Source organism: Georgenia sp. (assembly GCF_054605595.1).
In genome coordinates, this window is record NZ_JBTSDU010000034.1 from 1 (window position 1) to 11,751 (window position 11,751).

General features: G+C 71.4%; 14 protein-coding genes and 1 pseudogene. 10 read left to right on the forward strand and 5 right to left on the reverse strand.

The window, feature by feature from the left end; translation table 11 throughout:
- Both ACYC1Z_RS06165 and ACYC1Z_RS06170 read right to left on the reverse strand, forming a co-directional pair.
- Positions 1-288, reverse strand: a pseudogene (locus ACYC1Z_RS06165) (hypothetical protein); the annotation flags it as partial.
- Complete coding sequence (locus ACYC1Z_RS06170) at positions 285-536, reverse strand: SHOCT domain-containing protein (RefSeq protein WP_461408653.1); 252 nt, start codon at positions 534-536, stop codon at positions 285-287. The gene ACYC1Z_RS06170 and the pseudogene ACYC1Z_RS06165, both read right to left, overlap by 4 nt.
- 354 nt (positions 537-890) lie before the next feature.
- Here ACYC1Z_RS06170 and ACYC1Z_RS06175 point away from each other — a divergent pair, with 354 nt between their 5' ends.
- Both ACYC1Z_RS06175 and ACYC1Z_RS06180 read left to right on the forward strand, forming a co-directional pair.
- Positions 891-1,607 carry a response regulator gene (locus ACYC1Z_RS06175; protein WP_461408654.1) on the forward strand — a complete coding sequence of 239 codons (717 nt, stop codon included), beginning with the start codon at positions 891-893 and terminating at the stop codon, positions 1,605-1,607.
- On the forward strand, positions 1,607-2,734 hold the full coding sequence (locus tag ACYC1Z_RS06180; RefSeq protein WP_461408655.1) for a sensor histidine kinase: 1,128 nt from the start codon (positions 1,607-1,609) through the stop codon (positions 2,732-2,734). The genes ACYC1Z_RS06175 and ACYC1Z_RS06180 overlap by 1 nt, the downstream gene beginning before the upstream one ends.
- Here ACYC1Z_RS06180 and ACYC1Z_RS06185 read toward each other — a convergent pair.
- From ACYC1Z_RS06185 to ACYC1Z_RS06195, 3 genes are all read right to left on the reverse strand, one after another.
- Positions 2,702-2,986, reverse strand: coding sequence for a hypothetical protein (locus tag ACYC1Z_RS06185; protein WP_461408656.1), 285 nt, complete (start codon positions 2,984-2,986; stop codon positions 2,702-2,704). The two genes, ACYC1Z_RS06180 and ACYC1Z_RS06185, sit on opposite strands and share 33 nt — an antisense overlap.
- A gap of 268 nt (positions 2,987-3,254) precedes the next feature.
- Positions 3,255-4,040: a prolipoprotein diacylglyceryl transferase gene (locus ACYC1Z_RS06190; protein ID WP_461408657.1), complete on the reverse strand. Its 786-nt coding sequence runs from the start codon at positions 4,038-4,040 to the stop codon at positions 3,255-3,257.
- Positions 4,041-4,233: 193 nt separating this feature from the next.
- Positions 4,234-4,593, reverse strand: a complete 360-nt coding sequence (locus tag ACYC1Z_RS06195; RefSeq protein WP_461408658.1) for a YHS domain-containing protein — start codon at positions 4,591-4,593, stop codon at positions 4,234-4,236.
- A gap of 249 nt (positions 4,594-4,842) precedes the next feature.
- On the opposite strand from ACYC1Z_RS06195, the gene ACYC1Z_RS06200 reads away from it, so the two are divergent.
- The 8 genes from ACYC1Z_RS06200 to ACYC1Z_RS06235 form a co-directional block, all read left to right on the forward strand.
- On the forward strand, positions 4,843-5,235 hold the full coding sequence (locus ACYC1Z_RS06200; protein ID WP_461408659.1) for a hypothetical protein: 393 nt from the start codon (positions 4,843-4,845) through the stop codon (positions 5,233-5,235).
- Between the two features lie 125 nt (positions 5,236-5,360).
- The gene (locus ACYC1Z_RS06205) at positions 5,361-5,585 is read left to right on the forward strand and encodes a heavy-metal-associated domain-containing protein (protein WP_461408660.1); all 225 of its coding nucleotides are present in this window, start codon (positions 5,361-5,363) and stop codon (positions 5,583-5,585) included.
- Positions 5,582-5,731 (forward strand): hypothetical protein, encoded by a 150-nt coding sequence (locus ACYC1Z_RS06210; RefSeq protein ID WP_461408661.1) that lies wholly within the window; start codon positions 5,582-5,584, stop codon positions 5,729-5,731. The genes ACYC1Z_RS06205 and ACYC1Z_RS06210 overlap by 4 nt, the downstream gene beginning before the upstream one ends.
- Before the next feature lie 96 nt (positions 5,732-5,827).
- A complete protein-coding gene (locus ACYC1Z_RS06215; protein WP_461408662.1) occupies positions 5,828-8,137 on the forward strand; it encodes a heavy metal translocating P-type ATPase in 2,310 nt (769 codons plus the stop codon).
- Positions 8,138-8,339: 202 nt separating this feature from the next.
- Positions 8,340-8,501, forward strand: coding sequence for a YHS domain-containing protein (locus tag ACYC1Z_RS06220; RefSeq protein WP_461408663.1), 162 nt, complete (start codon positions 8,340-8,342; stop codon positions 8,499-8,501).
- 77 nt (positions 8,502-8,578) lie between these two features.
- Positions 8,579-8,860, forward strand: a complete 282-nt coding sequence (locus ACYC1Z_RS06225; protein WP_461408664.1) for a metal-sensitive transcriptional regulator — start codon at positions 8,579-8,581, stop codon at positions 8,858-8,860.
- A 309-nt stretch (positions 8,861-9,169) separates the two neighbouring features.
- On the forward strand, positions 9,170-9,490 hold the full coding sequence (locus ACYC1Z_RS06230) for a hypothetical protein (protein WP_461408665.1): 321 nt from the start codon (positions 9,170-9,172) through the stop codon (positions 9,488-9,490).
- Positions 9,487-11,751, forward strand: a 2,265-nt coding sequence (locus ACYC1Z_RS06235; RefSeq protein ID WP_461408666.1) for a heavy metal translocating P-type ATPase, incomplete at its 3' end; no start/stop codon positions are given. The genes ACYC1Z_RS06230 and ACYC1Z_RS06235, both read left to right, overlap by 4 nt.

Sequence of the window (11,751 nt, forward strand, 5' to 3'; positions counted from 1 at the left end):
CGTCAGCACCCGCGCCTGCCGGCCGGCCAATTCGACTTCGGTACGGGCCGCGACGAGCTCCACGCGCAGCAGGCCGGCCTCGCTCGACAGCACCTCCGGCTCGACCAGGGCCGCACCGCCCGGCCCGCCGGCGCCCGGCCCGCCGACACCCGGCCCGCCGGCGCCCGTGGGCGGCGGCGACCACGGCAAGCCGGTCCGGGAGAGTCCGCCTGCGCCGACGGCGATACCAGCCAGGCCCAGCGCACCGAGCCGAAGGGCGTGGCGGCGGCTCGGCTGGGCAGAACTCACCTGCCGCCCAACTCTCGCAACCGCTCCTGGTACTCGGTGGTGTCGATCTCGCCGCGGGCGTACCGCTCGTCGAGGAGCGCACGGGCGCGGCCCCGGTCGGCACCGGGCGGCCGGGTTCCGCCGCCGCCCAACCCCCGCACGAGCGCCACGACGAGCAGGGCGATGCCGACGATCAGCAACACCACGAAGATCCACCCCCACCCCCAGCCCATGCCCGTCCATCCGTCCATGCCGTTCCAGACGCCCATCCGATACCTCCAACAACCAGACCCGCATACCCAGCGGGGTATAGACGACGGTAGTCGAGCGGTGGGCCCCGACGCACCGAAGCACCCCTTCTTGACCGAATCTTCAGACCGAGCAGGCGCCGCGGACGTGACGAGGCATGAAGAGTTGATGAAGTTCGGACCGGGAGGGCGTGGCGGTACCCCGACGGACCACGGAGCTCGGAGGCGAGAACGAAGCGGACGATCTCGGCGATCGTCGGCACCCGCATACCGGCGATGACCGTCGCCGCGTGCGCGAGCAGCCCCGAGCCAGCCGGTGGCACCCGAGTCGACCCGGGTTCACGGCGTCGGCGTCGGCACGTCAGAATGGGGAGCATGACAGCAACTGCAGGCACGCCCGGGCGGGTACTCGTCGTCGAGGACGAGGCGCCCCTCGCGCGCGTGGTGGCCAGCTATCTCGAGCGCGACGCGTTCGAGGTGGAGATCGTCGGCAACGGGGTCGACGCCATCGAGCGTGCCCGCGCGCTGGACCCGACCGTGATCGTCCTCGATCTCGGCCTGCCGGGCGTGGACGGCATCGAGGTCTGCCGGGCGGTCCGGACGTTCTCCGACTGCTACATCATCATGCTCACCGCCCGGGCCGAGGAGGTCGACAAGCTGATCGGGCTCTCCGTCGGGGCCGACGACTACCTCACGAAGCCGTTCAGCCCCCGCGAGCTCGTCGCTCGGATCCGCACACTGCTCCGCCGCCCACGCACCGGCCCGGCCGGGACGCCGGTGCAGCCGCGCACCGCCACCTTCGGGCCGCTCTCGATCGACTTCGACGGGCGCGAGGTCACGTTGGACGGCGCGCTCGTGGACCTGACGCGCACGGAGTTCGACGTGCTCGCCGCGCTCGCCGAGCATCCGCACGTGGCCTTCTCCCGGCACCAGCTCATCACCAGGGTCTGGGGTGCGGGCTGGGTGGGCGACGAGCACCTGGTCGACGTCCACGTCGGCCACGTGCGGCGCAAGCTCGACGACGACCCGACGTCGCCGAAGTACGTCCGCACGGTGCGCGGCGTCGGCTACCGGATGGGCCCGGGCGAATGATGTCCGGGCGCCCGGGCACCTGGGGCCTCGGGCCCCGGCTGCTCGCGGCGACCGTCGCGGTGATCCTCGCCGCCGCGGCGACCGCCTGGGTGGTGGCCGCAGCCATCGGGCCGGCCATCTTCCACGACCACCTCATCGTCGGGGCGACGGCGGACCCGACCGTCTTCCTGCATGCGGAGGAGGCCTTCGTCACCGCCTCCGGCCTCTCGCTCGCCGTCGCCCTGCTGGTCGCACTCGTCACCGGCATGGTGCTGACCCTCTTCCTCACCCGTCGCATCGAGCACTCCCTGCGCCGGCTGCGCCAGACGACCGGCCGAGTGGCGGCCGGCGACTACTCCGCCCGCGTCCCGGACCTGGCGATGGGAACGGAGTTCGACGACCTGGCGGACGCCTTCAACGCCATGGCCGCAGCCCTCAGCGACGTCGAGTCGACCCGGACGAAGATGCTCGGCGACCTCGCGCACGAGATGCGCACACCCCTGGCGATCGTGGACGCCCACCTCGAGGGCATCCAGGACGGGATCATCGAGGCGGACGCGGCGACGCTGGTGATGCTCCGCGACCAGATCGGGCGGCTGACCCGCCTGGGGGAGGACGTCGCACTCGTCACCAGCGCCGAGGAGGGCCGGCTCTCCATGCGCCGCGAGCCCGTGCCGGTCGCCCGGATCGTCGAGACGGCGGTCGCCCAGGGCTCGGCCCGGTACGCCGCCAAGGGCGTCGAGCTCGACGTCGTGGTGGGGGACGCCGCCGGGCGCACCGTCCTGGACGCCGATGCCGATCGCATGGGTCAGGTCCTGACCAACCTGCTCGACAACGCCCTACGGCACACCCCGGCCGGCGGCACGGTGCGGCTCACGGCGCTGCGGGCGGGCGGGCGCGTCCGTCTCTCCGTCGCCGACACCGGCGAGGGGATCGCGCCCGAGCACCTCCCGCACATCTTCGAGCGCTTCTACCGGGCCGACACGGCGCGCGACCGGGCCCACGGCGGCTCCGGGGTGGGGCTCGCCATCGTCCGGTCCATCACCCGCGCGCACGGCGGCGTCGCCACGGTCGAGAGCACCGGTCCCGGGCGGGGCGCCACGTTCACCGTCGACCTACCCGCGCTCCCGGGGGATCTCGCTTCGTGACTCGTCCGGGCCGTCGATGTCGACGGCCCGCTGCGCCGGCTCGCGGTGGTGCGCGGGTTCGTCGCCCGAGCGGCCCCGATTCCCCATCACGAACATGATGCCGATCATCATCAACGGGGAGGCGAACAGGGCGGCCAGGGGCAGTGCCTCACCGAAGGCGCGTCCCGCGGCGAGCAGCAGCAGGACCACCAGGACCGCTGCCCCCAGCATCCCCAGCAGGTGCTGCTTCCGACCGTGGGTGCGACCATTCATCGTCGTGCTCCTCAGCCAGAACCCGCCCGGACTCGTCGTCGCAGCCCGGCCGCTCCTTCGCCGCGGGGAAGATCGCGGAGATCGCCCAGATGCCCAGGCCGAGATAGAGGGCGCACACCGCGGCGACGAGCAACGCCGTGCTCACACTCATCGTCCACCCCCTCGCGTCCCGTTCCTGCGCACGGTCTCAGCGTGCGGGTGTCACCCCCGCCGCAGGGTGCAGTTGTGACGAAGAATCGCTGAACTCCGACGCCCGCCGGCTCCGTGCTCACCCGCGCGCCGACGCGGCCGGCACGGGGTCCGGCGCGGTGCTGCCGGCGTCGGACCGGCGCAGCGGCCGGGTGGCGGCAACGAGGACCGTGCCGATGACCACCGAGGCAAGCGCCCACAGCTGTGGCTGGGTGAGCCCGAACAGCGAGGGCGCGTTGGTGCGCACCATCTCGACGAGGAACCGTGCGATCCCGCTGAGCACGAGGTAGGACCCGAAGACTGCCGGCGGGTTCCATCGCCTGCCCAGCGCCCACAGCACGACGGCGATCACGATGGCGCCCACCGCCTCGTACAGCGGGGTGGGATGGACGGGGACGTCGGTGGCGACCACCCCGTTCGGGAAGGTCATCGCCCACGGCAACGACGACGGCGTGCCCCAGGTGCCGTCGCCGGAGAAGAAGCAGCCCAGCCGGCCGATGGCGTAGGCGACCGAGAGTGGGGCGGCGGCGGCCCCGGCGACGACGCCGACCGGGAGCCCGTGACGCCGGATGACCACCAGGGCGGCAAGGATCCCGCCCACCAGGCCGCCATACCAGGTGAACCCCGTTCCGCCGAGGTGGTGGAGGGTGATATTCCCCCCTTGCTCGAGCAGGTGGTAGATCTTCGCGCCCACGAAGCCCCAGATCGTGGCCCACAGGACCAAGGAGTGGGCGGAGTCCTTCTTCAGGCCCGCTCGCTCGAAGGCCCGCCCGAGCAGGTAGGCCGCCGCCAGGGCCGCCAGCGCCTTGCTCGCCCCGTATGTCTGGACATCGAGGCCGAGGATCGAGAACAGGACCGGTCGCACGTGCACTCCGCTCGCTCACGGGAGCGGCGACGGCTCTCCCGTCGGCGACCGCGTCCCGCCTCGACCCTCGCCCGGCAACGCGAAGGGCCGGTTCAGGATCGGTCAACCTTCGACGAAGATCCACGGGGCGTCGGTGCCGCGTGGATCTTCGTCACCACCCGCCGGCTCCGGCGGGTGGTGTGCTCGGGTGGGGTCAGGCCGTGATGGTGTACGCCGCCGGGTCCGCGTCGAACATCTCGGCGCAGTGGGCGCAGCAGAAGTAGTAGGTGACGCCCTCGTGGTCGCGAGCCAGTCCGGCCGCCTCGGCGTCCGACTTCACGGTGAGGTTTCCCCGTACCGCGCAGGTCACCAGCTCCTCGCCCGGTCCGGCAACGGCGTCGTGGTGGTGGCTGTGGCCCTCGCCGTGGCTGTGGCCCTCGCCGTGCTCGTGGCCGTGCTCGTGGTCGCCCCCGCCGCAGTTCCCGCAGTGGCCGTGCTCCTCGTGCTCGTGCTCGTGAGACATCTCGTGCTCCTTCTTGTCCTGGGGCCAGCGGTACTGGTCGGGGCCCACCATACCCATGAGGGGTATTCATGCCGATGGCGATCCGGCGGTCTCGGTGAACCTTGACCGAACGTTCATCGCTGCTTGACGGCGGTGGCGCTCGGTGACGCCGGTGCGGCTTCGGCGCTTCTTCATCGTCCTGATGTCCGATATTCGTGCCGCCGCGGCACTCTCGGTGGAGTGTGCGCCGGCCCGGCCGGTCCTCGGCCGCCCCTCGACGGGCTGCGGCGGCACGACGTCCGAGTCGAAGGATGGATACGAATGAACCACAGCGGGGCAGGTCACCTCAAGGGAATGGCCGTCATCGTGGGTGGGGTGTTCGTGCTCCTGCTGCTCCTGGGCAGGGCACCCGTCGAGGCGCTGAGCCTCGCGGTGATCGTCGCGTGCCCGCTGATGATGGTCGGGATGATGCTCGGCGGCCACGGCGGCCACGGCGGCCACGAGGGGCTCGGCGGCCACGGCGGTCACGAGGGGCACGGCGGCCACGGCGGCCACGGCGGTCACGAGGGGCACGGCGGTCACGAGGGGCACGGCGGGCCGGTGCCCGACCGCGCTGCCCCCCGGCCCGGCGGGCAGGGCGTCGTGGGCGCGTCGGTGGCCACGACGCGCTTTGCCGACGCGCCTGCACCCGGCGAGGGCCCGGCCGGCCACTGATCGCTCGGACGACGTAGCCTGGGCCTTCATCGAATCTTCACACCGCCGTGTCGGTCGAGATACCCCTAGAGGGTATAAAGTCATCGTGGGTCCGGACCTGCGGGCCCACGCGATAAGGAGGCAGCATGAGCACCACGACCTACGCCGTCACCGGCATGACCTGCGGTCACTGCGTGAACGCCGTGACCGAGGAAGTCACCAAGCTCACCGGCGTGACAGGCGTCCAGATCGAACTCGTCGAGGACGGCGCATCGCGCGTCACCGTCACGAGCGAGCAGGAGTTGCCCCTGGACGAGGTGCGGGCCGCCGTCGACGAGGCGGGGTACGAGCTCGCCGGGGCGTCCGCGTGAAGGATGTGACCCGGCTCGTCGGCTTCGGCGTCGTGCTCGCCGCGGCCCTGGGCGTCGGTTACGGCGCCGGGGCGACGTTCGGGCCGGAACCGGAGCCGCAGTCGGTGGTCGAATCCGGCGCGGATGTGCCCGCCGCCCACCAGTGAGCGCACGGCGGCGACGAGTTGACCACTGAGTCCACGTTGTTGGAGAGATGGAGATGATTCGATGAGCCTGGTTGTTGGAGAGATGGAGATGATTCGATGAGCCTGCAGGCCATCGAGCTGGAGATCGGCGGGATGACGTGCTCGTCGTGCTCCGCGCGGATCGAGAAGAAGCTCAACCGGATGCCCGGCGTCGAGGCGAGCGTCAACTTCTCCACCGAGAAGGCCAAGGTCACCCTGCCCGAGGGGACCTCGGTGGATGACGCGATCGCCACCGTGGAGGCCACCGGGTACACCGCGCGGGTGTACGAACGCGTCGCGCCAGGTGCCGCGCCGCCGCCGGCCGGGGAGCAGACCGAACCCGACGAGGCGGCGGGGCTGCGCCACCGACTGATCGTCTCCGCAGTGTTGGCGGCCCCGGTCGTCGCGCTGTCGATGATCGAGCCGCTGCAGTTCGACAACTGGCAGTGGCTCTCGCTCACGTTGGCGGCCCCGGTCGTCGTCTGGGGTGCCTGGCCGTTCCACCGCGCTGCCTGGATCAACGCCAAGCACGCGGCCGCGACGATGGACACGCTCATCAGTGTGGGCGTGCTCGCGGCCCTGGGGTGGTCCCTGTACGCCCTCTTCGTCGGCGCGGCCGGCGACAACAACATGCGCATGCCGTTCAACCTCCTCCCGCAGCGAGGGGGTGGTACCCACGAGATCTATCTCGAGGTCGCCGCCGCCGTCACCGTCTTCATCCTCCTGGGGCGCTACTTCGAGGCTCGCGCGAAGAGGCAGTCCGGGGCCGCCCTGCGAGCCCTCATGGAGATGGGTGCGAAGGACGTCGCGGTCGTGCGCGACGGCGTCGAGGTCCGCATCCCGGTCGACGAGCTCGCCGTCGGCGACGAATTCGTCGTCCGCCCGGGCGAGAAGATCGCCACCGACGGCGTGGTGGTCGAGGGCGCCTCGGCCGTGGACGCCTCCATGCTCACGGGCGAACCGGTCCCGGTCGAGGTCGGGCCGGGCGACGGCGTGGTCGGGGCGACCGTCAACGCCGGGGGGCGTCTGCTCGTGCGGGCGACCCGCATCGGCTCGGACACCCAGCTCGCGCAGATGGCCCGCCTCGTCGAGGAGGCCCAGACCGGCAAGGCACCGGTGCAGCGGCTCGCAGACCGCATCTCCTCCGTCTTCGTGCCGATCGTCATCACGCTGTCCGTCACCACCCTGGGCTTCTGGCTCGGATCTGGCGCCAGTCCGGAGATGGCGTTCACCGCAGCCGTCGCCGTCCTGATCATCTCCTGCCCGTGCGCCCTCGGCCTCGCCACCCCCACCGCACTGATGGTGGGCACCGGGCGCGGCGCGCAGCTCGGGATCCTCATCAAGGGCCCGCAGATCCTGGAGTCCACACGCCAGGTCGACACGATCGTGCTGGACAAGACCGGCACCGTCACCACCGGGCAGATGCGCCTGGTCGACGTCGTCCCCGCGGCCGGGGCCGACGCGGACGACGTGCTGCGCCTCGCCGGGGCGCTGGAGGACGCCTCAGAGCACCCGATCGCCGCTGCGATCGCCACGGGTGCGCGGGGCCGCCTCGGGGAGCTGCCCGCGGTCGACGGCTTCGCCAACAGTCAGGGCCTGGGGGTCTCCGGGGTGGTCGACGGCCACGCCGTCGCCGCCGGGCGGGTGGCCTGGCTGGCCGACCAGTGGGCGCAGGAGCTCGACACCGACCTGCGCAGCGCGCTCGATGAGGCCGAATCTGCCGGCCGCACCGCCATCGCGGTCGGCTGGGACGGGCACATCCGCGGGATCGTCATCGTGGCCGACACGCTCAAGCCCACCTCCGCCCAGGCGGTGCGTGAGCTTCGCGACCTCGGGCTCCGTCCCGTGCTGCTCACCGGGGACAACGCCCGGGCGGCGCGCACGATCGCGGCCGAGGTCGGCATCGACGAGGTGATCGCCGAGGTCATGCCCGAGGACAAGGTGCGGATCGTGCGCGAGCTGCAGGAGAGCGGCCGCGTCGTCGCGATGGTCGGCGACGGCGTGAACGACGCCGCCGCGCTGGCGCAGTCCGATCTCGGCATCGCCATGGGCACCGGGACGGACGTCGCCATCGAGGCTTCCGACCTGACCCTGGTGCGCGGTGACCTGCGGGCCGCCGTCGACGCCGTCCGGCTCTCGCGCAAGACGCTCGGCACGATCAAGGGCAACCTGTTCTGGGCCTTCGCCTACAACGTCGCCGCCATCCCGCTCGCCGTCTCCGGTCTGCTCAACCCGCTCATCGCGGGTGCGGCGATGGCCTTCTCCTCGGTGTTCGTGGTCTCCAACAGCTTGCGGTTGCGCGGCTTCCGGGCCGTCTCCGTCGAGCCGGGTACCCGGGCGGACGCCCGGGAGGCCAGCCAGCCCGCCACGGCAGCGGTGAGCGCGTAAGGATCACGACGGCGGCGTGCTCGGCCTGGCACCTCGGGGCCGAGCACGTTGCCGTCGGTCGGTGTGCTCACGACGGCGGCCAGCGCACGCCAGGCCGGCATCTGCCGAGCCACGCCGCGGGGAGTCCGAGATTGTCGTCCAGGTTCCAGCCACCGACCCGGTGGTGGAGGTCGGGCGCGACGAAGAAAAGATGGAGGAACACATGTCCCAGAAGGTCCTCGACCCAGTCTGCGGGATGAGCGTCAAGCCCGATTCCGCGGCCGCCAGCGCCGAGCACGACGGCAAGACCTACTACTTCTGTGCCAAGCACTGCGCGGAAACCTTCAAGGCCGACCCGGCCAAGTACGCCGGCGTCGGCGCGTAGCAGAGTCGAGCGTCGGGGCGCTCGTCCGTCCGTCGTACTCGGCGGTCGAGCGCCCCGGCACCACCACAGGAGGAGTCATGACCAAGTCGGAGGCCACCAAGGACGGCCTGCTCGTGCGGCTGCGCCGCGTCGAGGGGCAGGTCCGCGGTATCGCCGGCATGGTGGAGGACGACAAGTACTGCATCGACGTCCTCACCCAGATCTCGGCGGCCTCACGCGCCCTGCAGTCGGTGGCCCTGGCCATGCTCGACGACCACCTGGACGGGTGCCTGGTCGACGCCGTGCGCGCCGGCGGCCCCGAGCAGGAGGCCAAGCTCCAGGAGGCGTCGGCCGCGATCGCCCGCCTCGTGCGCAGCTGAGGTAACCCAGCCTCGGCGCGGCGGGCAGTTCCCACGGCGGGCCCGCCCACGATGCGCCCGTCAGCCCTACGGCCGGACAGTCGTACCTACGGCCGGGCAGCCCTACAGATCTTTTCGCTCGGGGTCAACGGTGTCCCCGAGCCTGCACGTCGGTGGACGCGATCGCGTCCGCCCGCCCGCCCGCCCGATGAGTGCCGGCGGCTTCATCGGATCTTCGCCGTCCTGCTGTTCAAACGTGCAGGACAGCTGGCCTAACGTCATGGATACCCCCACGGGGTACGGCGTTGATCGAGGACCGAGGAGGACGCGATGACCGTCAGAACGTACGGAGTCAATGGCCCCGTCTGCGGGGCGTGCCTGGCCGCACTCCTGGACCAGTTGCGCGCCCTGGACGACGTGCGCGAAGTGGCCGCAGATCTTGTGGTCGACGGCGTCACCTCCGTGGAGGTCACCAGCGGTTCGGGTGTGCGGGTGGAGCACGTGCGTGCGGCGGTGGAGCGGGCGGGGTTCGTGCTCGCCTCCGCCGACCGGCTCACGGCACGGCACCCCGGTTCCGACCATCCGCTGGCCGCGCGGGCGTTCGCCCGGGTGGGGGATGACAAGAAACGGAAGGAAGGTGTGCGGCGATGACAGTTTCGGAGATCGTCATCATCGTCGGGGCGCTTGCCCTGACCGGTTTCCTCGCCTGGTTCTTCTTCGGTCCGAAGAAGGCGCGTCAGGCCGAGATGGACGACGGCGTGCAGGTGGTCCGGGTGAAGGTCCAGGGCGGTTACAGCCCTGACGTGGTCCAGGTGGCCCTTGGTGTTCCGGTGCGTATGGAGTTCGACCGGCAGGAAGCTGGGGACTGCACCTCCCGGGTGGTCATGCCGGACTTCAGGATCAACCAGGTCCTGCCGGCGTACGAGACCACCGCGGTGGAGTTCACTCCGCAGGCATCCGGCGAGTACGAGTTCGCCTGCGGGATGAACATGGTCCGTGGGCGGGTACAGGTCCTGGAGCGTGCGGCGACGGCCCAGACCGTGGCCGCTCCGGCGGCGACGGCCGGGGTCAGTTCGGTGCCCGCCAGGGGTGGGTCCGACGGGTCCGGCGCAACTGCGTCCGCTCCCTCCCACTGCGCGCCCGTGACCGATCCGGGTGACGGGGAGGAGGCGGAGCGCAACGCGGAGATCGCGGACCTGGTTCGGCGGGTGCTGATCGGGACGGTCCTGACCGCACCGGTGCTCTTCGCCGTCATGTTCGTGGAGTTCTTCGGCGCCACCTGGATGCCCGAGATCTTGATGAACCACTGGTTCCAGCTGGCCCTGATCACGCCCGTGATGTTCTACACCGGTTGGCCGATCCACCGGATCGGGTGGCTGGCGCTGTCCCACCGCACCGCGGACATGAACTCCCTGATCACGCTCGGCACCATCGCCGCCTTCGGCTACAGCCTGGTGGTGACATTCTTCCCCGGCGTGCTACCTGAGAACGTCCAGGAGGTCTACTACGAGGCGGTCGGGGTCATCATCACCCTGATCCTGCTGGGCCGGGTGCTGGAGACCAAGGCCAAGGCCGGCACCGGCGAGGCGATCCGTGCCCTGATCGGGCTGCAGCCGCGTACCGCCCGGGTCATCCGGAGCGGTGCGGAGGTCGAGGTCCCGGTCGACGACGTGGTCGTCGGCGACGTCGTCGTGGTCCGCCCGGGAGAGAAGCTGCCGGTGGACGGGGAGGTGCTGGAGGGCAGCTCCGCCGTGGACGAGGCGATGGTCACCGGTGAGCCGATCCCGGTGACGAAGCGGGTCGGTGACACGGTCATCGGCGCCACGATCAACCAGACCGGTGCGTTCCGGTACACAGCCACCAAGGTCGGTGCCGAGACGATGCTCGCCCAGATCGTCAAGCTGGTGCGCGAGGCGCAGGGGTCGAAGGCCCCGATCCAGCGGTTGGTGGACCATGTCTCCAGCTATTTCGTGCCGGCGGTCATCGCCATCGCGATCTGGGCCTTCGTGGTGTGGGCGCTGGTGGGTCCGCCGCCGGCGATCATCTTCGCCCTGGTCGCGGCGGTGTCGGTGCTGATCATCGCCTGCCCGTGCGCGCTCGGGCTCGCGACGCCGATGTCCATCACGGTCGGTACCGGGAAGGGCGCGACGAACGGCATCCTCATCCGCTCGGCGGAGGCCCTGGAGACCGCGCACAAGCTCGACACCGTGGTGCTGGACAAGACCGGCACCATCACCAAGGGCGCCCCGGCGCTCACGGACGTCCTCCCCGCCGAGGGGTTCACGGCCGAGGAGCTGCTGGCCCTGGTGGCCGCGGTGGAGGCCTCCTCCGAGCACCCGCTGGCCGCCGCGATCGTGGCCGGGGCGCGGGAGCGGGGGCTGAACGTCCCCGAAACGACCGCCTTCGACTCCATCACCGGTCAGGGCGTGCGTGCGCTGGTGGCCGGCCGGGAGGTGCTCGTCGGCAACGCACGGTTGCTGTCCGCGACGGGAATCGACCCGGCCGCGCTGACCGGCGACCTCCGGCGTCTGGCCCGGGACGGCAAGACCCCGATGCTGGTGGCGGTGGACGGGCGTCCCGCGGGTGTGGTCGGCGTCGCCGACACCGTCAAGGAAGGATCGGCGGCGGCCGTCGCGGCCTTGCAGAAGCGCGGCATCGAGGTCGTCATGATGACTGGGGACAACCGGGACACCGCGGCGGCCATCGCCCGCCAGGTCGGCATCACCCGGGTCGTGGCCGAGGTCATGCCCGAGCACAAGGCCGCCGAGGTCAAGCGTCTCCAGGCGGAGGGCAAGATCGTCGGGATGGTCGGCGACGGCATCAACGACGCCCCCGCCCTGGCCCAGGCCGACGTCGGGTCGGCGATCGGGACCGGGACGGACGTGGCCATCGAGTCCTCGGACATCACCCTG

What these genes read in the sequence shown, in the direction of transcription:
- ACYC1Z_RS06195 (WP_461408658.1), bottom strand. Translation starts at nt 4,593, where the DNA reads ATGGTGGGCCCCGACCAGTACCGCTGGCCCCAGGACAAGAAGGAGCAC.
- ACYC1Z_RS06175 (WP_461408654.1), top strand. Translation starts at nt 891, where the DNA reads ATGACAGCAACTGCAGGCACGCCCGGGCGGGTACTCGTCGTCGAGGAC.
- ACYC1Z_RS06225 (WP_461408664.1), top strand. Translation starts at nt 8,579, where the DNA reads ATGACCAAGTCGGAGGCCACCAAGGACGGCCTGCTCGTGCGGCTGCGC.
- ACYC1Z_RS06205 (WP_461408660.1), top strand. Translation starts at nt 5,361, where the DNA reads ATGAGCACCACGACCTACGCCGTCACCGGCATGACCTGCGGTCACTGC.
- ACYC1Z_RS06200 (WP_461408659.1), top strand. Translation starts at nt 4,843, where the DNA reads ATGAACCACAGCGGGGCAGGTCACCTCAAGGGAATGGCCGTCATCGTG.
- ACYC1Z_RS06180 (WP_461408655.1), top strand. Translation starts at nt 1,607, where the DNA reads ATGTCCGGGCGCCCGGGCACCTGGGGCCTCGGGCCCCGGCTGCTCGCG.
- ACYC1Z_RS06220 (WP_461408663.1), top strand. Translation starts at nt 8,340, where the DNA reads ATGTCCCAGAAGGTCCTCGACCCAGTCTGCGGGATGAGCGTCAAGCCC.
- ACYC1Z_RS06185 (WP_461408656.1), bottom strand. Translation starts at nt 2,986, where the DNA reads ATGAATGGTCGCACCCACGGTCGGAAGCAGCACCTGCTGGGGATGCTG.
- ACYC1Z_RS06230 (WP_461408665.1), top strand. Translation starts at nt 9,170, where the DNA reads ATGACCGTCAGAACGTACGGAGTCAATGGCCCCGTCTGCGGGGCGTGC.
- ACYC1Z_RS06215 (WP_461408662.1), top strand. Translation starts at nt 5,828, where the DNA reads ATGAGCCTGCAGGCCATCGAGCTGGAGATCGGCGGGATGACGTGCTCG.
- ACYC1Z_RS06170 (WP_461408653.1), bottom strand. Translation starts at nt 536, where the DNA reads ATGGGCGTCTGGAACGGCATGGACGGATGGACGGGCATGGGCTGGGGG.